Here is a 23,276-nt window from a genome sequence, read left to right on the forward strand (position 1 = left end):
CAATCCTGAAACTGTATCGATATGAGTCTGGCAGCGTGCGGCAGGGTTCAGGGCGGGTCAAGCCTGGAAAGAACGCCTACGCAGATCGCCATGATCAGTTTCAATTCTTTTTGTACGGTACTGGCAGAGACCTGCAAATGCTCGGCAATTTCCAGATAACTGCGGCCATCGAGACGGCTGAGGGTAAAGATTTTCTGCTGGCGCGGGCTCAGCGTGCTCAGACTGGCGCTCAGGTTTTCCAGCAGGCGCTTGGCATGTGCAGCATCTTCGGGCGAGCCCAGCTGGGCCACGACATTTTCGAGCCGTGCAGGCGGCACGTCTTCGAGCATGGTCCGGCCGTGGATGCGCCGCGCACGCAAATGATCCAGCGCCAGGTTGCGAGCGGTCTGGAAAACGAAGGGTTCAAGATGAGCGACCGGATGTTCGGTCAATGCACGGCTGACGCGCAGCCAGGTTTCCTGAAGCAGGTCTTCAGCAGCGCTTTGATTGCCAACCATGCGTTGTAGAGTGCGTAACAGAACCGGGCGCTGGGCCAGAAACACGTTGTTGAAGTCTGAGTGCGACACGGAGGAGACCGACCGGAGATTCGAGCAAATGATAATGCTTCTCATCTTCAGGGCGGGTCAAGCCTGGATCTGTAAATATTTGTCCGCCAGACGCTTGCTAAAGATCGGACGCACACGCCCGAAGCTGCATGCCCACGCAGTGCATGGGCATGAGAGCAGGTGCTTGGCTGGACTGTCCTTTACTGCGCGTTATGCAGTGCCAGGCAGTTGTCGAGCATGCGATTGGAGAACGCCCATTCGTTGTCGTACCACGACAGTACCTTGAGCAGCTTGCCGCTGACCTTGGTGTGGTTGGCATCGAAGATCGACGACAGCGGGTTGTGGTTGAAGTCGTGGGAGACCAGCGGCAGCGTGTTGTAGCCGAGCACTTTGGAGTGCTGACTGGCTTCTTTCATCAGCGCGTTGACTTCATCGACGGTGGTTTCGCGCTTCAGGGTCACGGTCAGGTCGACCAGCGAAACGTTGATGACCGGTACACGCACAGCCATGCCGGTAAGTTTGCCTGCCAGTTCCGGCAGCACCAGACCTACCGCTTCGGCAGCGCCGGTCTTGCTCGGGATCATCGATTGCGTGGCCGAGCGGGCGCGGTACGGATCGGTGTGATAGACATCGATCAGGTTCTGGTCGTTGGTGTAGGCATGAATGGTGGTCATCAGGCCGTTTTCGATACCCAATTCGCGATGCAGCACTTGAGCGACCGGGGCCAGGCAGTTGGTGGTGCACGAGGCGCTGGAGATGATCTGGTGCGATTGGCGCAGCGTGTCGTGGTTGACACCATAGACGATGGTGGCATCGGCACCGCTGGCTGGCGCGGAGATAATCACCTTGCGGGCGCCGGCGGTGAGGTGCGCAGCAGCCTTGTCGCGGCTGGTGAACAGGCCGGTGCATTCGAACACCACATCGATGTCCTGCGCTTTCCACGGCAGCTCGGCCGGGTTGCGAATGGCACTGACCGAAATACGGTCACCATTGACGGTCAGGCTGTCCTTGTCACACTCGACCGTGCCGCTGAAAGGGCCGTGTACGGTGTCGAAGCGCAGCAGGTGTGCGTTCATTTCGCTGTCGCCAAGATCGTTGATGGCGACGACCTGCAGGTCCTGACGGTAGCCTTGGGTATACAGTGCGCGTAGGACGTTGCGGCCGATTCGGCCAAAACCGTTGATTGCGATACGAAGAGTCATACAGCCGTCCTTCTGAATTTGTTGTTGGAATTACAAGATTATTCTCATAGAAATAGAAAACAAGCCTTTTTAGTGGCAATATTTTGTTTTATCTACAACTACAAGCCTGAAAGGCACTCCCAGTTGATCGAGATCAGGGTTTTGCTCCCTGGCAGTCACTGCTCGAAAACCGGAGCCGTCTTTACGGGTGACCTTAGACGTTAGCCTGGAGTTCATCACATGCATCCCCGCGTCCTTGAAGTAACCGAGCGTCTCATCGCCCGCAGTCGCGATACCCGTCAGCGCTACCTTCAATTGATTCGCGGCGCAGCGAGCGATGGCCCGATGCGCGGCAAGCTCCAATGCGCCAACTTTGCCCACGGCGTCGCTGCCTGCGGCCCGGAAGACAAGCAAAGCCTGCGTCTGATGAACGCCGCCAACGTGGCCATCGTCTCTTCCTACAACGAGATGCTCTCGGCGCATCAGCCCTACGAACACTTCCCAAACCAGATCAAACAGGCTTTACGTGACATTGGTTCGGTCGGTCAGTTTGCTGGCGGTGTGCCGGCCATGTGCGATGGCGTGACCCAGGGCGAGCCGGGCATGGAGCTGGCCATTGCCAGCCGTGAAGTGATTGCCATGTCTACCGCGGTTGCCCTGTCGCACAACATGTTCGACGCCGCGATGATGCTGGGCATCTGCGACAAGATCGTGCCCGGTCTGATGATGGGCGCGTTGCGGTTCGGTCATCTGCCGACCATTTTCGTGCCCGGCGGGCCGATGGTTTCAGGCATCTCCAACAAGGAAAAAGCCGACGTACGGCAGCGGTATGCGGAAGGCAAGGCCACCCGTGAAGAGTTGCTCGACTCGGAAATGAAGTCGTATCACGGTCCGGGAACCTGCACCTTCTACGGCACCGCCAACACCAACCAGCTGGTGATGGAAGTGATGGGTATGCACCTTCCGGGTGCTTCGTTCGTCAATCCCTACACACCCTTGCGTGATGCACTGACCGTCGAAGCGGCTCGCCAGGTGACGCGTCTGACCATGCAGAGCGGCAGCTTCATGCCGATCGGCGAGATCGTCGACGAGCGCTCGCTGGTCAATTCCATCGTTGCGCTGCACGCGACAGGCGGCTCGACCAACCACACCCTGCACATGCCGGCCATTGCCCAGGCCGCGGGCATTCAGCTGACCTGGCAGGACATGGCCGATCTGTCGGAAGTGGTACCGACCCTCAGTCACGTCTACCCCAACGGCAAAGCCGATATCAACCACTTCCAGGCGGCAGGCGGCATGTCGTTCCTGATTCGCGAGCTGCTGGCTGCCGGTCTGCTGCACGAAAACGTCAACACCGTGGCCGGTTATGGCCTCAGCCGCTACACCAAAGAGCCGTTTCTGGAAGACGGCAAACTAGTCTGGCGTGAAGGGCCGCTAGAAAGCCTCGATGAAAACATCCTGCGCCCGGTTGCCCGTCCGTTCTCGCCGGAAGGTGGTCTGCGGGTCATGGAAGGCAACCTGGGCCGTGGCGTGATGAAAGTGTCCGCTGTGGCTCCGGAACATCAGATCGTCGAAGCGCCGGCCAAGGTGTTCCAGGATCAGAAAGAGCTGGCCGATGCCTTCAAGGCGGGCGAGCTGGAGTGCGATTTCGTCGCCGTGATGCGCTTCCAGGGGCCGCGCTGCAATGGCATGCCCGAGCTGCACAAGATGACGCCGTTTCTGGGTGTCCTTCAGGATCGCGGGTTCAAGGTTGCGCTGGTCACCGATGGACGCATGTCGGGCGCCTCGGGCAAGATCCCGGCGGCGATTCATGTCTGCCCGGAGGCGTTCGATGGTGGCCCATTGGCTCTTGTGCGTGATGGCGATGTGATTCGTGTGGATGGTGTAAAAGGCACGTTACAAGTTCTGGTCGAAGCGTCAGAATTGGCCGCCAGAGAACCGGCCATCAACCAGATCGACAACAGTGTCGGCTGCGGTCGCGAGCTTTTTGGATTCATGCGCATGGCCTTCAGCTCCGCAGAGCAAGGCGCCAGCGCCTTTACCTCTAGTCTGGAGACGCTTAAGTGAAGTTGGCCCTGGTCGGTGATATAGGCGGTACCAATGCACGTTTTGCCATTTGGGAAGACGACACGCTGCATTCTGTCCGGGTATTCCCGACCATTGACTACGCGGGCCCGGAGAAGGCCATCGAAGTCTATCTGCAGGACCTGGAGCTGCAGCGCGGCGATATCGGTCATGTATGCCTGGCGGTGGCCGGGCCGGTGGATGGCGATTTTTTCCAGTTCACCAACAGCCACTGGCAATTGAGCCGCAAGGCCTTCTGCGCCGATCTGCAGGTCGATGAATTGCTGCTGATCAACGACTTCACCGCCATGGCGCTGGGCATGACCCGGCTCAAGGACGATGAATACCTGACGGTCTGCCACGGTGTCGGCAAGCCTGATCGGCCGCGCGTGGTGGTGGGGCCGGGGACCGGGCTGGGCGTCGGTACGCTGATCAAACTCGAAGGCAATCGCTGGATGGCGCTGCCGGGTGAGGGCGGTCATGCCGATCTGCCCATCGGCACCGCACGTGAGGCGCTGCTGTGGACGCGGCTGATGGCCGAGCACGAGCATGTCAGCGCCGAAGTCGTGCTCAGCGGTGCCGGCTTGCTGTTGCTGTATCAGGTCAGTTGCGCCCTGGACGACATCGAACCGGTGCTCAAATCGCCTGCGGCAATCACCACCGCTGCCCTCTCGGGTGACCCGGTAGCGGCGGCGGTGCTTGAGCAATTCTGCGTGTTTCTCGGCAGAGTGGTCGGCAACCATGTGCTGGCCCTGGGCAGCCTCGGCGGGGTTTATATCGTCGGTGGCGTGGTGCCGCGCTTCACTGAGTTCTTCATCAACAGCGGCTTCAAGCGCGCCATGGCCGAGAAGGGCGTCATGAGCGACTATTTCAACGGCCTGCCGGTGTGGCTGGTCACGGCTGAATATCCGGGCCTCATGGGTTCAGGCGTGGCTCTGCAACAGGCGTTTGCTGCGCAGATCTGAGCGATATGGCATAACAACAAGAATTTACAGCCAGACAAGGACGCTTCAACTTGAGCCCAGTCAGTAAATCGATCCTGTTGGTGGATGACGATCAGGAAATTCGCGAGTTGCTGGAGACCTACCTGAGCCGCGCCGGTTTTCAGGTGCGCACAGTGGGCGATGGCGCGGATTTCCGTCGAGCGTTCAACGACGAACCAAGCGATCTGCTGATCCTGGACGTCATGCTGCCCGATGAAGACGGTTTCAGTCTGTGTCGCTGGATCCGCCAGCACCCGCGTCAGCCGCATGTGCCGATCATCATGTTGACCGCCAGTTCGGACGAAGCCGACCGGGTCATCGGTCTGGAACTGGGGGCTGATGATTACCTTGGCAAGCCGTTCAGCCCGCGCGAGCTTCAGGCCCGCATCAAGGCGCTGTTGCGACGTGCCCAGTTCGGTCAGGAGCGTCCGGGTGGCGACGTGATCCTGTTTGATGAGTGGCGACTCGATATGGTCAGCCATCGGCTGTTTCACAATGACGGCGAAGAGGTGATTCTGTCCGGCGCCGACTTCGCACTGCTCAAACTGTTTCTCGACAACCCCCAGCAGATTCTCGACCGCGACACCATCGGCAATGCCACGCGTGGGCGTGAGTTGATGCCGCTGGAGCGCATCGTCGACATGGCGGTCAGTCGCCTGCGTCAGCGTCTGCGCGACACCGGCAAGTCACCGCGTCTGATCCGCACCATTCGCGGCAGTGGTTACCTGCTGGCCGCAAACGTCAACTCGCAAGCGGGCAACGGCTATTAAACCGACAGGGGCAGGCACGAAGAGAACCGGCCTGCCGCTGCCGCGCTCGTTGCTGGGGCGCATGTTGCTGCTGACCTTGCTGGCAGTTCTTTTAGCGCAGGCGCTGTCCAGCGTGATCTGGCTGTCACAGTTGCGTGCCACGCAGATGGAAGGCCTGGTGACCAGTGCGCGCAGTCTGGCGTACTCGATGGCGGCCAGTGTCAGCTACTTTCGCTCATTGCCGCTGGCTTACCGGCCCATGGTGCTCGACCAGTTACGCAGTATGGGTGGCACACGGTTCGTGGTGTCACTCAACGATCACCCGCTGGACATGCAGATCATGCAGCCCACCCCTCGCAAGCAGGCGGTGCTGGACGTGGTGGGCGAGGTGCTGCGCCAGCGACTGGGCAATGGTCCGGACATCACCGTATGGTTCGCGCGGCCCGAAGAACTGCGGATCTTCAACAGCGGCCTGAAGCTCGACGAGCTGCCGCGTTCGTGGGCGCATTACGCGCTGACACTCGAGCCGGTGAACCCGCCGGTGCTGGTCACGCAAATCGAAATGGCGCCGGGCGAGTGGTTCTACATTGCCTCGCTGCTGCCCGAACCCTACACCTCGCTGGAGGAGCAGGAGTTGCCTCTTCAGCAGGTCTCGTTCATTGTCCTGACCAGCGCATTTCTGCTGTTGTTCATCGGCTTGCTGGTGCACTGGCAGAGCCGCCCGCTCAAGCGTCTGGCGCGGGCCGCACGGGACATGTCGCTGGGCGCGGACGTCGAACCTGTGGTCGAGGGCGGCGGCAGCGAAGTCATCGAGGTCAGCCGGGCGTTCAATGCCATGCGCACCCGGATCAGTCGCTACCTGACCGAGCGGGGGCAGTTGTTCAGTGCCATTTCCCATGATTTGCGTACGCCCATCACCCGTTTGCGCTTGCGGGTCGAGCTGCTCGAGGACGAGCAACTGCAACGCAAATTCAGTCGTGATCTGGATGAACTGGAGCTGCTGGTCAAAGGCGCGCTGCAGTGCGTCAAGGACACTGATATTCATGAAAACATCGAGCCGGTAGACCTCAACGCGCTGCTTGAGTGTCTGGTCGAACCCTGGCTGCTTGCTGACGGCAATGGGCGGGTCACGCAGCAGGGTGAGGCTCAGGCTGCCTATTCAGGCAAACCGCTGGCGCTCAAGCGCTGCATCGGCAACCTGATCGATAACGCGCTCAAATACGGTGATCGCGCGCATCTGAAAGTCGAGGACGATGCCCAGGCGTTCGTACTGCATGTCGATGACGAAGGTCCTGGCGTTCCCGAGCAGCGTCTCGAACACGTTTTCGAACCGCATTTCCGTCTGGCAGGCAATCAGCAGCAGGGCTACGGTCTCGGCCTGGGCATCGCTCGCAACATTGCCCACAGTCATGGCGGCGAAGTCAGCCTGCAGAACCTGCGTGACGGAGGGTTGCGGGTAACGTTGTACCTGCCGAGAACTGTGGAATGACGCGCTGCACAGTGGCTTTGGCTAGCGATTGCACCGGGATTCCAATTGTCACCATCCTGTGACAATCACGCGTCCCTTCGTTACTGTCGGCGCGTCAGGCTTGGTTAGACTCCCACGAAGCGCAAGCACCAGACTTGCTCATGCATAACAACAAGAAAGGTCAATTCGATGAATTCCATGTCACGTCTCGCTGTTGTCATCTCTCTCGCTTCGTTGTTCCCTCTGAGCGCTAACGCCGCTGAATCCAAAGGCACCGTAGAAGTCGTGCACTGGTGGACGTCGGGTGGCGAAAAGGCTGCAGTCGATGTTCTGAAAGCTCAGGTTGAAAAGGACGGCTTTACCTGGAAGGACGGCGCCGTTGCAGGCGGCGGTGGCTCCACGGCCATGACCGTGCTCAAGAGCCGTGCGGTTGCCGGAAATCCTCCCGGTGTGGCCCAGATCAAAGGCCCGGATATTCAGGAATGGGCCTCTACCGGCCTGCTCGATACCGATGCGCTGAAAGAGGTCGCCAAGTCCGAGAAGTGGGACTCCCTGCTGGACAAGAAAGTCTCCGACACCGTGAAGTACGACGGTGATTACGTAGCAGTACCGGTGAACATTCACCGCGTCAACTGGCTGTGGATCAACCCTGAAGTCTTCAAGAAAGCCGGTATCGACAAGGCGCCTACAACGCTCGAAGAGTTTTACGCGGCAGGCGACAAGCTGAAAAAAGCCGGCTTCATCCCACTCGCCCACGGTGGCCAGCCTTGGCAGGACAGCACCGTCTTTGAAGCTGTCGTGCTCTCGGTGATGGGGGCTGACGGCTACAAGAAAGCTCTGGTCGATCTGGACAACGGCGCGTTGACCGGCCCAGAAATGGTCAAGTCGCTCACCGAACTCAAGAAAGTCGCGACCTACATGGATGCCGATGGCAAGGGCCAGGACTGGAACCTGGAAGCTGGCAAGGTCATCAATGGCAAGGCCGGCATGCAGATCATGGGCGACTGGGCCAAGAGTGAATGGACCGCAGCCAAAAAGGTCGCTGGCAAGGATTACCAGTGCGTAGCCTTCCCGGGCACCGAAAAAGCCTTTACCTACAACATCGACTCGCTGGCGGTGTTCAAGCAGAAAGACAAGGGCACGACTGCCGCACAGCAGGATCTGGCCAAGGTCGCCATGGGCGAGGACTTCCAGAAGGTCTTCAGCATCAACAAGGGTTCGATCCCGGTTCGTGAAGACATGCTGTCCGACATGAGCAAATACGGTTTCGACTCGTGTGCGCAAACCGCTGCGAAGGACTTCCTGGCTGATTCGAAAACCGGTGGTCTTCAGCCAAGCATGGCGCACAACATGGCAACTACGCTGGCAGTGCAGGGCGCGTTCTTCGATGTGGTGACCAACTACATCAATGACCCGAAAGCTGATCCGGCCGAAACAGCCAAAAAGCTGGGCGCTGCGATCAAGTCTGCCAAGTAATTCGTTCTGAACCGCCTTTAACCGTCGTCCGCAGTGTTGAAATCCCTGGTTGATTTCACCTGCGGCTGCGGCCTGGATTCGATACACCGCATGGGATACTCCCGATGAGCTCTGTCGCTGCGAACAGCAAAGCCTCGCCAATGGATGCGCTGCAACGCTGGCTACCAAAACTGGTGCTGGCCCCCAGCATGTTCATCGTGCTGGTGGGTTTCTATGGCTATATCCTCTGGACATTCGCACTGTCGTTCACCAACTCGACGTTCCTGCCTTCCTATAAATGGGTCGGTCTGGCGCAATACGCGCGTCTCATGGACAACGATCGCTGGTGGGTGGCAAGCAAGAACCTTGCGGTCTTTGGCGGGATGTTCATTGCAATCAGCCTGGTGATCGGGGTCCTGCTGGCCGTCCTGCTGGACCAGCGGATTCGTCGCGAGGGCATGATTCGTACTATCTACCTGTACCCGATGGCGCTGTCGATGATCGTCACCGGTACTGCCTGGAAATGGCTGCTCAACCCGGGTCTGGGTCTGGACAAGATGCTGCGTGACTGGGGCTGGGAAGGTTTCCGTTTCGACTGGCTGATTGACCAGGACCGCGTTGTGTACTGCCTGGTCATCGCCGCGGTATGGCAGTCCTCCGGCTTCGTCATGGCGTTGTTTCTGGCAGGTCTGCGTGGCGTCGATCAGTCGATCATTCGCGCGGCCCAGATGGATGGCGCGAGTTTGCCGATGATCTACTGGCGCGTCGTGCTGCCAAGCCTGCGTCCGGTGTTCTTCAGTGCCGTGATGATTCTCGCGCACATTGCGATCAAGAGTTTCGACCTGGTAGCCGCGATGACCGCCGGTGGCCCCGGTTACTCATCCGACCTGCCGGCGATGTTCATGTATTCGTTCACCTTTAGCCGCGGCCAGATGGGCATGGGTTCTGCCAGTGCGATTCTGATGCTCGGCGCGATCCTGGCGATTCTGGTGCCGTATCTGTATTCCGAGCTGAGGACCAAACGCCATGACTAGTCATGTTGGCAAACCGGGCATCAGCTTCAGTCGTGTTCTGATTTACGCCGTGCTGATGCTGGCCTGTCTGATTTATCTGGTGCCGTTGGTAGTGATGCTGTTCACCAGCTTCAAGACACCCGAAGATATCGGCACCGGCAACCTGTTGAGCTGGCCGAGCGTAGTGACTGCAATCGGCTGGATAAAAGCCTGGGACCTGGTCGATGGTTATTTCTGGAACTCGATAAAAATCACTGTTCCGGCCGTGATCATCTCCACCGCAATCGGCGCGCTCAATGGCTATGTGCTGTCGATGTGGCGCTTCAAGGGCTCGCAGCTGTTCTTCGGTCTGTTGCTGTTCGGTTGCTTTCTGCCGTTTCAGACCGTCCTGCTGCCGGCATCCTTCACACTGGGCAAGATGGGCCTAGCCAACACGACCACCGGGCTGGTGTTTGTTCACGTGGTCTACGGACTGGCATTTACCACGCTATTCTTCCGTAACTACTACGTCAGCATTCCCGATGCGCTGGTCAAGGCTGCACGATTGGACGGTGCCGGCTTCTTCACCATCTTCGGGCGCATCATTCTACCGATGTCCACGCCTATCGTGATGGTTTGCCTGATCTGGCAGTTCACCCAGATCTGGAACGATTTCCTGTTCGGCGTTGTGTTCTCCAGCGGCGATTCTCAGCCGATCACTGTGGCTCTGAACAATCTGGTCAACACCAGCACAGGTGCCAAGGAATACAACGTTGACATGGCGGCGGCGATGATTGCCGGCCTGCCGACACTGCTGGTCTACGTACTGGCTGGCAAGTATTTCCTGCGTGGGCTCACGGCCGGCGCGGTCAAGGGGTAATCATGGCGACTCTCGAATTACGCAACGTCAACAAGACCTACGGCAGCAATCTGCCGGACACACTCAAGAACATCGACCTGTCGATCAAGGATGGCGAGTTCCTGATCCTGGTCGGTCCATCGGGCTGCGGTAAATCCACGCTGATGAACTGCATTGCCGGTCTGGAAAGCATCAGTGGCGGTGAGATTCTGATCGACGGCCAGGACGTCAGCGGCACCAGCCCCAAGGATCGCGACATTGCCATGGTCTTTCAGTCCTACGCCCTGTATCCGACCATGAGCGTGCGTGAAAACATCGCCTTCGGGCTGAAGATCCGCAAGATGCCGCAGGCCGACATCGACGCTGAAGTGGCTCGCGTTGCCAAGCTGTTGCAGATCGAGCACCTGCTCAATCGCAAGCCGGGTCAGATGTCCGGTGGCCAGCAGCAGCGTGTCGCGATGGGCCGTGCCCTGGCACGTCGACCGAAGATCTACCTGTTCGATGAGCCACTGTCCAACCTCGACGCCAAGTTGCGCGTCGAGATGCGTACCGAAATGAAGCTGATGCATCAGCGCCTCAAAACCACCACCGTCTATGTGACCCACGATCAGATCGAGGCCATGACGCTGGGTGACAAGGTCGCGGTGATGAAGGACGGTATCGTCCAGCAGTTCGGTACGCCCAAGCAGATCTACACCGATCCGGCCAACCTGTTCGTCGCCAGTTTCATCGGTTCGCCGCCGATGAACTTCATCCCGCTGCGCCTGCAACGCAAGGATGGCCAGTTGATCGCTGCGCTCGACAGTGGCCAGGCACGTTGCGAACTGCCCGTGGGCGTGTCCGATGCAGGCCTTGAAGATCGAGAAATCATTCTCGGTATTCGCCCTGAACAGATTATGCTGGCCGGCGCTGAATCGACCGGGCTGCCGACCATTCGTGCCGAGGTCCAGGTGACCGAGCCGACCGGTCCGGATACGCTGGTGTTCGTCACGCTCAACCAGAGCAAGGTCTGCTGTCGCCTTGCCCCGGATGTCGCGCCACAGGTGGGCGAGAGCCTTACCCTGCAGTTCGATCCTGCCAGAGTGCTGATTTTCGATGCTCAGAGCGGTGAGCGTCTTGGCGTGCTGGGAGCGCGGCAGGCGGCCGAACGGGAAAACAATGTGTCACCGGTCGAGCCGCAAGTGATAAATTGATTCAGCAACGAGCATCGCTGGCTGGCCGTTGGCTGCCAAAACGCACGGCCGACCAGCGAACACAGGGCAGTGAATGAAGCAACACGTTTACCAAAGCTAATAACAATAAAACGAGGATTGATGGGATGAAGAAGATCAACAAAGGTAAATCGCTTTCCCGGCTCCAGTTGGTATGCAAGCTGTCGGCGTTGGGTGCGATGGGTCTGGCAGGCAGCGTTCACGCCGCCGAGCCATTTGCCGCAGATTCACCCTGGATGACGGGTGACTGGGGTGGCAAGCGCACCGAGTTGCTGGACAAGGGTTACGACTTCTCGCTGGAATACGTTTCCGAGATGGCCAGCAACCTCAAGGGCGGCTACAACGACGACACCACCGGTCGTTACAGCGACCAGTTCGCGCTGGGCATGAAAGTCGATTTGCAGAAAGTTCTCGGCTGGCAAGACGCAGAGTTCAAGCTGGCAATCACCGAACGTAGCGGTCGCAACATTTCCAATGACCGTATCGGCGATCCTCGCGCCGGTACACTCAGCTCCTCCCAGGAAGTCTGGGGCCGTGGTCAGACCTGGCGCCTGACGCAGATGTGGATCAAGCAGAAGTACTTCGACGGCGCGCTGGACGTCAAGGCCGGCCGTTTCGGTCCGGGCGAAGACTTCAACAGCTTCCCGTGCGACTTCCAGAACCTGTCGTTCTGCGGCTCGCAGGTCGGTAACTACGTAAGCACCTGGTACAACTGGCCGATCAGCCAGTGGGCGTTGCGCATCAAGTACAACATCACGCCTGAAGTCTATGCACAGGTCGGTGTGTACGAGCAGAACCCGTCCAACCTTGAAACAGGCAACGGCTTCAAGCTCAGTGGCAGTGGCACCGAAGGCATGATTCTGCCGGTCGAGCTGGTCTGGACTCCATCCTTCAACTCGTTGCCCGGTGAGTACCGCGTCGGTTACTACAAGAGCACGCCGAACGCCAATGACGTCTATGAAGACGTGAACGGTCAGCCGCAGGCTTTGACTGGCGCAGCGTTCAAGTCGCACAGCAGTAAGCATGGCTGGTGGGTCGTGGCTCAGCAACAGCTCACCACTCATGACGGCGATGCGTCGCGTGGTCTCAGCATCTTTGCCAACGCCACCGTGCATGACAAGGCGACCAACTTCGTCGACAACTACCAGCAGATCGGTTTCACGTACAAAGGTCCGTTCAACTCGCGTCCGAAAGATGACATCGGTATCGGTATCGCCCGTATCCACGTCAACGACGATGTGCAGGATCGCGTGCGTCTGGCCAACCAGATCAGCGGTATCAATGACTACGACAACCCTGGCTACCTGCCGGTCCAGAGCACTGAGTACAACTCTGAAATCTACTACGGCTTCCATGTCACCAACTGGCTGACCGTGCGTCCCAACCTGCAGTACATCAAGCATCCTGGTGGCGTAGATCAGGTTGATGATGCGCTGGTAGCGGGCATCAAGATCCAGTCGAAGTTCTGATTATTGACTGACGCGTAACGCGATCAAGGGTCGTGTGTGCTTTGCGGGCAGCCTGGCTGCCCGTTTTTTTTGGCTTGATCCTTTTATTTTTCAGGGACGCGATTGGCGATGACCACTCACGACGCGCAACTGCCTGAACATCCATTGCAACGCTTCTTCCGATCCCGACGTGCCAGACCGACTTTCGAGTGGGAGCGCCATCAGCTGCGCGATGTACTGGTCATCGACCACCCGCAATGTCAGGCCGTGTTCAGTCGCCAGGGCGCGCAATTGCTGCATTTCCAGCCGCAGGGCCAGAAACCCTGGCTATGGTGTGCCGCGCAGTGGCCGCAGGTGGGTGCCATTCGTGGAGGCGTGCCGGTCTGTTGGCCGTGGTATGGCCGGCATCCCGGCGAGAGCGGCTGGCCGGCGCACGGCTGGGGGCGTTTGCTGGACTGGAAACTGATCGACAGCAATGAGTGTGAAGAGGGTGTAAGCCTGCACTGGCGCCTGCAACTGTGGGACTGGCAGGTCGATCTGCATGCCGAACTGGGGCAGGGCATGGAACTGCGTCTGAGCACGCGTCACGAGGATAGCGAACCGTGTCACTTCAGCCATGCGCTGCACGCGTATTGGCGGATCGGCGATGTGGCTGAAGTCGCACTGGAGGGACTCGACGGCGCACAGGGTTATGACGAACTCAGCCGGCAGGCGTGTCAGCAACAAGGCGAACTGCGCGTGGCAGGCGCCTGCCAACGCGTATTCGAACACGCCGGCGCCGTACAGCTCCAGGATCCGATCTGGCAGCGCAGGCTCAACATCGACACCGGCGACAGCACCAACACCGTCGTCTGGCACCCCGGCAGCCGACCGCTCCTCGGCGTATGCGGCAGCGAGACCGCAGGCTTCGTCCGCGTCGAAGCCGCCTCAGGCTCCGGCGACACCTTCAGTCTAAGGCCCGGAGAGCAGGTGCAGCTCAAACTGCAAGCCAGCCTGGCAGGGTGAGTTGCAGATGACGCAGAGCGTCTGCACGCTAGTCAAACCCCGATGGCACAGACGACGCAGAGTGCGACGTAAGTGACGGCTGAGTCCTGGCGCTGACCCGGGTGAACTCGGCATGGATGCCGAGTTAGCTGCACCGGGCCATGGATGGCCCGTTGCAGCGACCCCCGGATCAGTGACAGGGCGAAGGAACCCGACGAAGTCGGGCCGGAAACGGAGCCAGGGGCTTTGGTCACTTTGGCCCCTTCAAAGTGACTCGCCGAGGGGCGAAAAGGTGACCTGAGCCGAACCCCAATCCACCTGAAAAAGAAAAACCGCCGTGTGACGCAGAGCGTCACGAACTGCATTCCCACGCGGAGCGTGAGGAACGATAGTCATCAGGCTCCGGGCCGGACCCCAACCCCAATTCACCTGATGTCGCAGAACAGTCAACGACACCCATTCAGCCCTGATCCTCGATCGGGTAACGGCTGTCATTCAGACTTTCCTTGATCTTGCGCAAATGCGGCTGAAAATCGACGCCGCGGCGCAACGTCATACCCGTGGCCAGCACATCGAGCACCGTCAACTGAATGATCCGCGACGTCATCGGCATATAAATATCCGTGTCTTCCGGCAGAGGAATGTTCAGACTCACCGTACTGGCCTGGGCCAGCGGCGAACCGGCTGCCGTCAGCCCCAGCACCGACGCGCCGTTGGCCCGCGCGATACGCGCCACCTCCACCAGCTCACGGGTACGCCCCGTATACGAAATGATTACAAACAACTCGCCGGTATGCGCCACCGACGCAATCATCCTCTGCATCAGCACATCGGCATGCGCCGTCACCGCCAGATTGAAACGGAAGAATTTATGCTGCGCATCCAGAGCCACCGGCGCCGAAGCACCCAGCCCGAAAAAATGGATCTGCCGCGCCTGGATGAGCATGTCCACAGACTTGCTGATCAAGGCCGGGTCCAGTTGCTGGCAGGCGCTGTCCAGTGACGCGATGGCACTGCCGAAAATCTTCTGGGTATAGGCCTCCGGATTATCATCCGCTTCCACCGCACGGCTGACATAAGCCGCGCCGCTGGCCAGGCTCTGGGCCAGTTGCAGCTTCAATTCCGGATAGCCGCTGACACTGAACGAACGGCAGAAGCGATTGACCGTCGGCTCGCTGACCTTGGCGGCCTGGGCAAGCGCTGCAATGCTCAGCCGCGTGGCCATCTGCGGGTTGAGCAGGATGACCTCGGCCACTTTACGTTCGGCCTTGTTCAGCTCGTCGAGTCGGCCCTGGATTTGCTCCAGGAGGTTTCTTACGCGGTCCATTCAAAGTCCTTGTCGGGGCTGATTTACCAACGGTTTTGTCTCGGGCTTTTATTAGCCCTTTAGCCTGTAGCAAAGGTGGCCTATCGTACTGAGGGCCTGTGTTGATCACCACTGGAATATGCTTTCAGGCAGAATGTTGTGGTTATTACTACATATGGCCTTGAGTAACGCCTTTAAAAAAGGTATTTGTAGCCTAACTTGATAAAAGAACCAACATTATGCCCTTGATTACGGTTGAACCGTGCACATTTGCCCTGTTTGGTGCCCTGGGGGACCTGGCGGTACGCAAGCTGTTCCCGGCTCTTTATCAGCTTGATCGCGCTGGACTGCTGCATGAAGACACGAAAATTCTTGCCCTGGCGCGTGAGCCAGGCGACGAAGAGTCGCATCTGGCGTACATCAAAAAATCCATGCGCCGCTTCATTCCCGAGACGGAACTGGAGCCGGACAACCTGGGCCGCTTTCTGGCGCGCCTCAGCTATCTGCATGTCGACTTCCTCAAGGCCGAGGACTACGTCGCCCTTGCCGAGCGCGTCGGCAATGCCGAAACCCTGATCGCCTATTTCGCCACACCGGCCTCGGTCTACGGCGCTATCTGCGAGAACCTGGCGTCGGTCAACCTCGCCGAGCGCACGCGTGCCGTACTGGAAAAACCCATCGGCCACGACCTGGCCTCTTCGCGCCGGGTCAATGACGCCGTCGCGCAGTTTTTCCCGGAAAACCGCGTTTATCGCATCGACCACTATCTGGGCAAGGACACGGTACAGAACCTCATCGCTCTGCGCTTCGCTAACAGCCTGTTCGAAACCCAATGGAACCAGAACCATATTTCCCACGTAGAGATCACGGTGGCCGAGAAGGTCGGCATCGAGGGCCGTTGGGGCTACTTCGATCAGGCCGGCCAGTTGCGTGACATGATCCAGAACCACCTGCTGCAGCTGCTCTGCCTGATTGCCATGGACCCGCCAAGCGACCTGTCGGCCGACAGTATCCGTGACGAGAAGGTCAAGGTGCTCAAGGCATTGGCACCGTTCACCCCGGAGCGTCTGGCGACCCAGGTGGTGCGCGGCCAGTACACCTCTGGCTACAGCGAAGGCAAGGCGGTGCCTGGCTATCTGGAGGAAGAAAACTCCAATACCCAGAGCGATACCGAAACCTTCGTCGCGTTGCGTGCCGACATCCGCAACTGGCGCTGGTCGGGTACGCCGTTCTATCTGCGCACCGGTAAACGCATGCCGCAGAAGCTGTCGCAGATCGTGATCCATTTCAAAGAGCCGCCGCACTACATCTTCGCGCCTGAACAGCGTTTGCAGATCAGCAACCGCCTGATCATCCGCCTGCAGCCTGACGAAGGCATTTCCTTGCAGGTGATGACCAAGGATCAGGGCCTGGACAAGGGCATGCAGCTGCGCAGCGGTCCCTTGCAACTGAATTTTTCCGACACCTACCGCAGCGCTCGTGTCCCCGACGCTTATGAGCGGTTGTTGCTGGAAGTCATGCGTGGCAATCAGAACCTGTTTGTCCGCAAAGATGAGATCGAGTACGCCTGGCAATGGTGCGATCAGTTGATCGCTGGCTGGAAGAAGGCGGGCGACGCGCCCAAGCCTTACCCGGCTGGAACCTGGGGGCCGATGAGCTCCATTGCCCTGATTACTCGCGACGGGAGATCCTGGTATGGCGACATGTGACCTCAAGCTGCCGGCAGGGCTGGTAGCACACGATTTCGACACAGCGCAACAACTGGCCGATGCACTGGCTGCAAATGTCGCCGAGCGCCTGAAACAGGCGATCAGCCAGAACGGTCTGGCGACGCTGGTGGTGTCCGGTGGACGCAGCCCGGTCGCCTTCTTCCAGCGTCTGGCGGCACAGCCGCTGGAGTGGTCGAAGGTCGTGATCAGTCTGGCGGACGAGCGCTTCGTGCCGACCGAACACGCCGACAGCAATGCCGGCCTGCTGCAGCGCCACTTGCTGCAGGGGCCTGTGGCGAAGGCGAAGTTTCTCGGCCTGTACAGCGTGGCGGGCAGTGTCGAGGAAGCCGCACAGGCTGCCGATCAGGCACTGGCCGAGCTGCCACCCATCGATGTACTGATTCTGGGCATGGGCGACGACGGGCATACCGCATCGCTGTTCCCCAACAGCCCGAATCTGAGCGAAGCCCTTGACCTGCAAGGCGAGCGCCGCTGCCTGCCCATGCTCGCACCGAGCGTGCCGCACCAGCGCCTGACCCTGACCCGCCGCCTGCTGGCGTCGGCACGTTCGCCGATTCTGTCGGTGTCCGGTCAGGCCAAACTCGACACCCTGCGCACCGCGCTGGCAGGCGATGACCTCGCCGAGATGCCGGTACGTGCCTTTCTCAACCCGTCTCTCGAGATTTACTGGTGCCCATAAGCTCCGATAAGCCCCACAAACAAAGGAACCGTCGCCATGACACAGAATGAAAATAATCAGCCGCTGACCAGCATGGCGAACAAGATTGCCCAGATCGACGAACTCTGCGCCAAGGCGAAGATTCTGCCGGTGATCACCATCGCCCGTGACCAGGACGTACTGCCGCTGGCCGATGCACTGGCCGCTGGCGGCATGACTGCGCTGGAAGTGACCCTGCGCTCGGCGTTCGGTTTGAGCGCCATTCGTATCCTGCGTGAACAGCGCCCCGAGTTATGTGTGGGCGCAGGGACCATCCTGGACCGCAAGATGCTGGCTGACGCTGAGGCGGCCGGTTCGCAGTTCATCGTCACCCCCGGCAGCACGCAAGACCTGCTGCAAGCTGCGGTCGACAGCCCCTTGCCGCTGTTACCGGGTATCAGCAGTGCCTCGGAAATCATGATCGGTTACGCCATGGGCTATCGCCGCTTCAAGCTGTTTCCGGCTGAGATCAGTGGTGGTGTGGCAGCGATCAAAGCCCTGGGCGGGCCGTTCAACGAGGTGCGTTTCTGCCCAACGGGTGGCGTCAACGAGCAGAACCTCAAGAGTTACATGGCCCTGCCCAACGTCATGTGCGTGGGCGGCACCTGGATGATCGATAACGCCTGGGTCAAGAATGGCGACTGGGGGCGTATCCAGGAAGCGACTGCGCAGGCAATGGCGCTGTTTGACTGATTTTCAGGATTTCGGAGTCAGCCCCTGCGGCTGATTCCGACAAGGAAGTTGTTGTTGGTTGTATGGCTTTTCGGTGCTCCCTGGTCCGGAGCACCGTTTTTTTTTCTCTCCGGACCGTCTCTTCGTTTACCCCTTGTCCTTGAACGACTGACGTGGACGCGTGCGCAGCGGGTCCAATAGCGCGCCAAGGCCGTTGTGATCGATTTCCTGCATCAGCGCCAACAGACCGCCCAGCTCTCCTTTGGGAAAGCCTTCCCGGGCAAACCAGTTCAGATAATGCCCCGGTAAATCAGCGATCAGCCGACCCTTGTATTTGCCGAACGGCATTTCTTGTGTCACCAGCAGCTTGAGTTTTTCCGGATTCATCCGCGATACGCCTGTGTTTCTGTTTCGGTCAGTACGATACGTGCATTCTGCATGCAGGCCAAACCGCCGATCATGCAGAAGTCACGAACGGTTAAATGTGAAAATTTCGTAAGGTATTGATATTAAACAATTATTTTCATATCAGAAACTGGCACGGTGTCTGCAATTACCTATACATCGAACACTTTCGTATCAACCTGCCATTAGGAAATTATCAAATGACTGATATCAACAAAGAAACGATCTCTATCCTGAATGACCTGATCGAAACCAGCAAAGACGGTGAAGAAGGTTTTCGTACCAGCGCAGAACACGCAAAAAGCGCCCAGGTAAAATCGTTCCTTGCAAACCGCTCTACTGAAGTAGCTGCAGCCGTCCGTGAACTGCAAACTCAAGTAACCGCACTGGGTGGCAAGCCTGAAGATTCTTCCAGCGTATCTGGCGCACTGCACCGCGCATGGGTCAACCTGAAGTCGATGGTTACTTCGGACGACGACAAGGCCGTTCTGGAAGAAGTTGAAAAAGGCGAAGACGTTGCCAAGAAGGCTTATCGCGAAGCGCTGGAAAAAGCCCATGCCAAGAACGTTTCCCCTAACGTTATTGCGCTGATTGAAAAGCAGCAGGCTGGCGTTCTTGCCAACCACGACAAGGTAAAAGCACTGCGTGACGCAGCACGTGCAGCCCACGCCGCATCGTAACTCGATACGTCAGCGGTACACGAAAAAACGCCAGCCAGTCTGGCGTTTTTTTATGCCCGAACGCAGCCGGTCAGACCTGGTCTGTCACCTTTCTGGCAACCGAGCTGCGGTACTCGACCCGGTTACGCCCATTGTCCTTGGCCTGATACAGCGCCTTGTCGGCCACGCCGAAAAATGCCTCCAGTTTGTCTCCCTGGCGAACGACATCCGAAGCGACCCCGATGCTCACGGTGATGGGATGTTCGGCATTCCTGAACAGCGGCAGTGACTCCGCGGCCTTGCGGATTTTTTCCGCGATCAGCATGGCGCCCGGCAAATCTGTTTCCGGCAGCACCACCACGAACTCTTCGCCGCCATAGCGCGCAATCCGGTCGCCCGGACGGCGGATGCAATATGAGATGGTCTGCGCAATCAGACGCAGCGCCTCGTCCCCGCCCTGATGGCCATGACGCTCATTGAATGCCTTGAAATGGTCTACATCGATCATCAGCAATGACAGCTGCTTGCCAGAGCGTTGCGCTCGCGCCCATTCGGTTTCCATGGCTTCATCGAGCTGGCGGCGGTTATCGAGTCCGGTCAGCCCATCTGTCGCGGCCAGGCTGGCCAGTGCATCTTCGGCACGGTGGCGTCTTCGCAGTTCGCGACACAGCAGCCAGGTCAGCCACAGAATGCCCAGGCACAAAACGCTGGTGGCCGAGCCGACCAGCCAGGCATTGCGCCGCCAGACGGCATACACCTCATCCTCGGACTGCCCGATGACGACGATCAGCGGCAGGTTGCCGACTCGGGAGAAGGTATACAGCCGACGAGCGTTCAACTGCGTCGACATCGCCGCAAAGCTGCCATCGCCTTCCTTAAGGATGCGCTGAAAGTTGGGGCTGTTGCCGTAATCCTTGCCGATCAATTCCTGGCCTTCCATTTCCGGGTAACGAACGATCAGAATGCCCGAGGTATTGATCAGGTTGATGCTGCTTTCACTGCCCAGGTTCTGGCTCATGAACAGGTGCTTGAAATACACCAGGCGCATCTCCGCGCTCACGATCCCCATGAACTCGCCATTGGGGCCTGATAGGCGACGGCTGAAACTGATGCACCAATCCTTGTAGCCCCAGCGAGTCTTGTACGGCGCGCTGACATGTAGCGTCAAAGAGCGGTCTGTTGCATGGTCCTTGAAATAGGCGCGGTCAGCGAAGTTGTCATGTCGAGGGGTGACAGACAAAGAATCAGCCACTATTTTGCCGCGGTTATCGAGTAGTACCAGGTCGCCCTTGTAAGAGGCGGCAGTGGCGCGATCGAACAGAACAAGTTGGCGCAGCTCAGGTGACAATTGCTGGAGGTCCGGACGCTGCCAGGCGTTGATCATGCCCTGTAGGGAAGAGTCGTAAAGTTCGGCGTTACGCATGACGTCGGCATCGATCAACCGAACGATATTGGACGCTGCACGTGCCGCTGTCTGTGCCGCGTCGTCGCGCTCCTGGGCCAGTAAAGACGCGACAATCGCCAGAATGGCGAGCATTGAAACCGAGCTGCCAATAATCAATATCAGCTCCGGACGGGTCCATTTGAGCCGGGCTTGCCGAGAAAACGCAAACACCATCATCGGTTGTTCTACCTGCAGACGAATGATTCTTGATAATCGGTTAATAAAATTATCAGTTAGGTGGGGAACTTATTGATGCGTGTATAACACGCTCCTTATAGCCTCATATGAAGGGAATGTGAATAAAGCAAGTGTATTTAAAATGCTGCGAACAGGCGCACATTGAGGGCCGTGAAAATGGTCAGTGTAGTCAGTATTTTCAGGTGTCAACGAGGCAACTGGATGCCGAAGGTATTGGCGCCCTTGGCGCTGTTCACGAACACGGTGCCGCCATGCATCAAGGCAATCGCCTTGACGATGGCCAGCCCCAGGCCGTGATTGGCGCCGCTGTTACTGCGTGAGGCATCCACCCGATAAAAGCGCTCGAACAGTCTGGGTAAATGTTCCTGAGCGATTTGTACGCCCGGATTGGTCACGCTGACAGTGACATGGGCATCGCGGGATTCGATGTTGACTTCAATGACTTCGCCAGCGCGAGTGTGCTGAACGGCGTTATGCAACAGATTGATCAGCGCGCGGCGCAAGTGGGGTTTTTCAATCGGCGCTCTGGCGTCGCCGTTGACGCGGACTTGCACGAGCGCGTCTTCCAGAATGAAGTCCAGGTAATCCAGCGTCGTAGCGACTTCTTCAGCCAGTGAGGTGCAGGTCTGTGCCTTGACCTTGGTGCCCTGATCGGCGCTGGCCAGAAACAGCATGTCGTTGATGATCGAGCGCAGGCGCTCCAGCTCTTCGAGGTTCGACTGCAACACCTCGAAATAATGCTCGGCAGAGCGGCCGCGGGTCAGCGCCACCTGGGTCTGACCGATCAGGTTGGTCAGCGGTGAACGAAGCTCGTGCGCCACATCCGCATTGAACGACTCCAGCCTCGAGTAGGCTTGCTCCACGCGTTCCAGCGTGGAGTTGAACGAGGCGACGAATTGTTCGAGTTCCGGCGGCAGCGGCGACAGCTGCAAGCGTCCGGACAGCCGCGGCGGGGCGAGCTTCTGGACTTCCTGCGAGAGGCTGGTCAGCGGTCGCAGGCCGATTCGCGCGGCCCAGTAGCCCAGCGCCGACGCCAGCAGAATGCCCAGCGTGGCGAGGCTGATCAAGGCGACCAGCAGCGAGTGCTGCGTGTGCCAGAACGTCTCGGTGTCGATGGCGGTCAGAAAGCGCAGTGCCGGACGCTGTTCCTTGGCGGGAAACTCGCTGACCAGCACTTTGAACGAAAACGGGTGATCCGCCAGTTTCAGGTCGTGCATGCCCAGCGGCCCCTGCGCAAAACGGCGAATGTCAGCGCCAGGGTTGCCGAACTCGTAGAGCGGATTGTCACTCACCACCCAGAAGCGCAGGCGCTTGTCCTCTTCACTGAGCAAGGTGAGCTTGTTCTTGATCTTGCCCCAGTGCTCCGGGTTGCCGAAACGATTGACTGCCGATTCCAGCACGCTGTAGCGCGCGTCCACTTCCGCGCGGGGCAGCAGGTCGAGGCTCTTGTCGACCTGCAGGTACAAGGCCCAGCCGATCAGCAGGAAGACCACCAGTGCCACCAGCGCGAACAGTCCGCTCAGGCGCAGTGCAATCGAATCAACCCGCACTGCGGTTCTCCAGCACATAGCCCATGCCGCGAATGGTGTGCAGCAGCTTGTGTTCGTGAGGGCCATCGAGCTTGGCCCGCAAGCGCTTGATCGCGACTTCGACCACATTGGTATCGCTGTCGAAGTTGATGTCCCAGACCATCTCGGCGATGGACGTCTTGGAGAGAATGTCGCCCTGACGCCGGGCCAGCACGCTGAGCAGCGAAAACTCCTTGGCGGTCAGGTCCAGGCGCAGTCCGGCGCGGGTCGCCTTGCGGCTGATCAGGTCTATCCACAGGTCGGCGATGGTGATCTGCACCGGTTCGTGGCCACCGCTGCGCCGGGTCAGGGCCTGCAGGCGGGCGACCAGTTCCAGAAAGGAAAACGGTTTGCCCAGGTAATCATCCGCGCCTTCGCGCAGGCCGCGAATGCGGTCGTCGACCTGCTCGCGCGCGGTCAGCATGATCACGGGCGTCTGTTTGCGTGCGCGCAACGCACGCAATACACCAAAACCATCCAGACCCGGCAGCATCACGTCGAGAATCACGATCGCATGGTCATTCTCCAGCGCCAGGTGCAGGCCCTCGATCCCGTCGCGCGCCACGTCCACGGCATAGCCCTGTTCGGTCAGGCCGCGACGCAGGTAATCGGCGGTTTTTTCTTCGTCTTCGATAATCAGCACGCGCATCGGGCGACT

At 59.0% G+C, this 23,276-nt stretch carries 21 protein-coding genes; 14 read left to right on the forward strand and 7 right to left on the reverse strand.

Annotation, left to right across the window (positions count from 1 at the left end; all coding sequences use genetic code 11):
- Positions 1-47: 47 nt before the first annotated feature.
- The gene (locus tag GE543_RS05020) at positions 48-566 is read right to left on the reverse strand and encodes an RNA polymerase sigma factor (protein ID WP_046271728.1); all 519 of its coding nucleotides are present in this window, start codon (positions 564-566) and stop codon (positions 48-50) included.
- A gap of 179 nt (positions 567-745) precedes the next feature.
- Positions 746-1,747 carry a type I glyceraldehyde-3-phosphate dehydrogenase gene (gene gap / locus GE543_RS05025; RefSeq protein WP_003408944.1) on the reverse strand — a complete coding sequence of 334 codons (1,002 nt, stop codon included), beginning with the start codon at positions 1,745-1,747 and terminating at the stop codon, positions 746-748.
- 219 nt (positions 1,748-1,966) lie between these two features.
- Between gap and edd the strand changes: the two genes are divergently transcribed.
- From edd to GE543_RS05080, 10 genes are all read left to right on the forward strand, one after another.
- A complete protein-coding gene (gene edd / locus GE543_RS05030; protein ID WP_003415262.1) occupies positions 1,967-3,793 on the forward strand; it encodes a phosphogluconate dehydratase in 1,827 nt (608 codons plus the stop codon).
- Positions 3,790-4,755, forward strand: a complete 966-nt coding sequence (locus tag GE543_RS05035; RefSeq protein ID WP_003415265.1) for a glucokinase — start codon at positions 3,790-3,792, stop codon at positions 4,753-4,755. The genes edd and GE543_RS05035 overlap by 4 nt, the downstream gene beginning before the upstream one ends.
- A gap of 50 nt (positions 4,756-4,805) precedes the next feature.
- The gene (locus GE543_RS05040) at positions 4,806-5,543 is read left to right on the forward strand and encodes a response regulator (RefSeq protein WP_046271730.1); all 738 of its coding nucleotides are present in this window, start codon (positions 4,806-4,808) and stop codon (positions 5,541-5,543) included.
- A 61-nt stretch (positions 5,544-5,604) separates the two neighbouring features.
- Positions 5,605-7,011, forward strand: a complete 1,407-nt coding sequence (locus GE543_RS05045) for an ATP-binding protein (protein WP_003433594.1) — start codon at positions 5,605-5,607, stop codon at positions 7,009-7,011.
- Between the two features lie 168 nt (positions 7,012-7,179).
- Positions 7,180-8,466, forward strand: a complete 1,287-nt coding sequence (locus GE543_RS05050) for an ABC transporter substrate-binding protein (RefSeq protein WP_003365304.1) — start codon at positions 7,180-7,182, stop codon at positions 8,464-8,466.
- 104 nt (positions 8,467-8,570) lie between these two features.
- A complete protein-coding gene (locus GE543_RS05055; RefSeq protein ID WP_003314048.1) occupies positions 8,571-9,479 on the forward strand; it encodes a carbohydrate ABC transporter permease in 909 nt (302 codons plus the stop codon).
- Complete coding sequence (locus GE543_RS05060) at positions 9,472-10,317, forward strand: carbohydrate ABC transporter permease (protein ID WP_003433593.1); 846 nt, start codon at positions 9,472-9,474, stop codon at positions 10,315-10,317. The genes GE543_RS05055 and GE543_RS05060 overlap by 8 nt, the downstream gene beginning before the upstream one ends.
- A gap of 2 nt (positions 10,318-10,319) precedes the next feature.
- Positions 10,320-11,489, forward strand: a complete 1,170-nt coding sequence (locus GE543_RS05065) for an ABC transporter ATP-binding protein (RefSeq protein WP_011266834.1) — start codon at positions 10,320-10,322, stop codon at positions 11,487-11,489.
- A 125-nt stretch (positions 11,490-11,614) separates the two neighbouring features.
- Positions 11,615-12,976 carry a carbohydrate porin gene (locus GE543_RS05070; RefSeq protein ID WP_003408960.1) on the forward strand — a complete coding sequence of 454 codons (1,362 nt, stop codon included), beginning with the start codon at positions 11,615-11,617 and terminating at the stop codon, positions 12,974-12,976.
- A 108-nt stretch (positions 12,977-13,084) separates the two neighbouring features.
- Positions 13,085-13,960, forward strand: a complete 876-nt coding sequence (locus GE543_RS05080; RefSeq protein WP_153220932.1) for a D-hexose-6-phosphate mutarotase — start codon at positions 13,085-13,087, stop codon at positions 13,958-13,960.
- A gap of 439 nt (positions 13,961-14,399) precedes the next feature.
- Here the strand turns inward: GE543_RS05080 and GE543_RS05090 are convergent, their stop codons facing one another.
- Positions 14,400-15,266 carry a MurR/RpiR family transcriptional regulator gene (locus tag GE543_RS05090; protein ID WP_002552324.1) on the reverse strand — a complete coding sequence of 289 codons (867 nt, stop codon included), beginning with the start codon at positions 15,264-15,266 and terminating at the stop codon, positions 14,400-14,402.
- A gap of 218 nt (positions 15,267-15,484) precedes the next feature.
- Between GE543_RS05090 and zwf the strand changes: the two genes are divergently transcribed.
- Genes zwf through GE543_RS05105 form a run of 3 tightly spaced genes read left to right on the forward strand, consistent with a single transcriptional unit; the run spans position 15,485 to position 18,365 of the window.
- Positions 15,485-16,954, forward strand: coding sequence for a glucose-6-phosphate dehydrogenase (zwf, locus tag GE543_RS05095; protein WP_153220933.1), 1,470 nt, complete (start codon positions 15,485-15,487; stop codon positions 16,952-16,954).
- Positions 16,941-17,654, forward strand: coding sequence for a 6-phosphogluconolactonase (gene pgl, locus GE543_RS05100; protein ID WP_153220934.1), 714 nt, complete (start codon positions 16,941-16,943; stop codon positions 17,652-17,654). The genes zwf and pgl overlap by 14 nt, the downstream gene beginning before the upstream one ends.
- A 36-nt stretch (positions 17,655-17,690) precedes the next feature.
- Complete coding sequence (locus GE543_RS05105) at positions 17,691-18,365, forward strand: bifunctional 4-hydroxy-2-oxoglutarate aldolase/2-dehydro-3-deoxy-phosphogluconate aldolase (RefSeq protein ID WP_003408967.1); 675 nt, start codon at positions 17,691-17,693, stop codon at positions 18,363-18,365.
- 126 nt (positions 18,366-18,491) lie between these two features.
- Here the strand turns inward: GE543_RS05105 and GE543_RS05110 are convergent, their stop codons facing one another.
- Complete coding sequence (locus GE543_RS05110) at positions 18,492-18,731, reverse strand: DUF3820 family protein (RefSeq protein ID WP_003341842.1); 240 nt, start codon at positions 18,729-18,731, stop codon at positions 18,492-18,494.
- A 218-nt stretch (positions 18,732-18,949) separates the two neighbouring features.
- Between GE543_RS05110 and GE543_RS05115 the strand changes: the two genes are divergently transcribed.
- Complete coding sequence (locus GE543_RS05115) at positions 18,950-19,429, forward strand: PA2169 family four-helix-bundle protein (protein ID WP_153220935.1); 480 nt, start codon at positions 18,950-18,952, stop codon at positions 19,427-19,429.
- A gap of 70 nt (positions 19,430-19,499) precedes the next feature.
- Here GE543_RS05115 and GE543_RS05120 read toward each other — a convergent pair whose 3' ends face one another.
- The 3 genes from GE543_RS05120 to GE543_RS05130 all read right to left on the reverse strand — a co-directional run bounded on the left by GE543_RS05120 (position 19,500) and on the right by GE543_RS05130 (position 23,267).
- On the reverse strand, positions 19,500-21,029 hold the full coding sequence (locus GE543_RS05120; protein WP_153220936.1) for a sensor domain-containing diguanylate cyclase: 1,530 nt from the start codon (positions 21,027-21,029) through the stop codon (positions 19,500-19,502).
- A 206-nt stretch (positions 21,030-21,235) separates the two neighbouring features.
- Positions 21,236-22,600, reverse strand: a complete 1,365-nt coding sequence (locus tag GE543_RS05125) for a heavy metal sensor histidine kinase (RefSeq protein ID WP_371927095.1) — start codon at positions 22,598-22,600, stop codon at positions 21,236-21,238.
- On the reverse strand, positions 22,590-23,267 hold the full coding sequence (locus GE543_RS05130; RefSeq protein ID WP_003314062.1) for a heavy metal response regulator transcription factor: 678 nt from the start codon (positions 23,265-23,267) through the stop codon (positions 22,590-22,592). The genes GE543_RS05125 and GE543_RS05130 overlap by 11 nt, the downstream gene beginning before the upstream one ends.
- Positions 23,268-23,276 lie beyond the last annotated feature (9 nt).

The organism is Pseudomonas sp. SZ57, from assembly GCF_009495975.1.
GTDB lineage: Bacteria > Pseudomonadota > Gammaproteobacteria > Pseudomonadales > Pseudomonadaceae > Aquipseudomonas > Aquipseudomonas syringae.